General features: G+C 67.8%; 1 pseudogene. It reads left to right on the plus strand.

Annotation, left to right across the window (positions count from 1 at the left end):
* A pseudogene (locus tag AB0B76_RS58970) lies at positions 1-1361 on the plus strand (RHS repeat protein); the annotation flags it as partial.

Here is a 1361-nt window from a genome sequence, read left to right on the forward strand (position 1 = left end):
AACTGGACCACCACGACGAACCTCGAGCCGGCCTGGGGCCTCGCCACGTCGGTCGTCGACCAGAACAGCCGCCGCACCGACATGACGTACGACGGCCTCGGCCGGCTTACCGGGGTCTGGCTGCCGGACCGGTCCAGGACGGCGGGCGCCACCGCCAACATGACGTACGACTACCTGATCCGCGCCACCGGCGCGAACGCGGTCATCACGCACACCATGAATCCGTCCGGCGGGTACACCACCTCCTACTCGCTGTACGACGGCCTGGTCCGCGAACGGCAGACGCAGACGGACTCGCCCTCGGGCGGCCGGCTGCTCACCGACGTCTTCTACGACACCGCCGGACGCCGCTCGCGCACCTTCGAGGTGTATCACGACGCCTCCGGTGCGCCGGGCACCTCGATCGTGGCCCCGGTCGACGAGGGCCTCACGATCCCGTCGCAGACGCGGCTGCTCTATGACGGCGCGGGCCGGGAGATCGCGGAGATCTTCCAGCCGTACAACAGCGAACGCTGGCGGACCGAAACCTACTACGGCGGCGACTACACCGCGGTCACCCCACCGCTGGGCGGCACGGGCAGCCTGACCCGCACCGACGAGGACGGCCGCACGACCGAGCTGTGGCAGTTCGCGACGCGAATCCCGGGCAACCTCAACTCCGACCCGAGCACCTACGACAAGACCACCTACTACTACAACCGGCGCGGGCTGCCGTCGAAGGTGGTCGACCCGGCCGGGTTCGAGTGGACGTACGACTACGACCTGCGCGGGCGCAACACATCGTCGAAGGACCCGGACAGCGGGACCACGACGAAGGAGTACGACAACGCGGGGCGTCTGACGAAGACGACCGACGCCCGCGGCAAGGTGCTCGTCACCACGTACGACAACCTCGACCGCAAGATCGGCCTGTACCAGACCTCGATCACGGCGGCCAACCAGCTAGCCGGTTGGACGTACGACACGACGAAGTTCGAGGACGGCGTCACCAACGCCAAGGGCTACCCGACGGCGTCCATCCGGTACGTCAGCGGCCAGCAGTACAAGTCGACGGTCGTGCAGTACAACGACCGCTACAGGGCCACCGTCTCCACGGTCACGATTCCGGCGTCCGAGACGGGTCTGGCCGGCGACTACACCTACTACACCGGGTACAACCCCGACGGCACCGTCAACAGCCTCGGTTCGCCGGGCGTCGGTGACCTGCAGTCCGAGACGACCGTGACCGGGTACAACGCGCTGGGGATGACCGACAACGTCAGCAGCTTCTACGGCGCCGACCAGCGCCGGTGGCTGGTCGAGCGCACGTCGTTCAACGCCCTGGCCCAGCCGACTCAGTACTCGCTCTTCAACGGCACGAC

It is taken from the genome of Dactylosporangium sp. NPDC049140, from assembly GCF_040648435.1.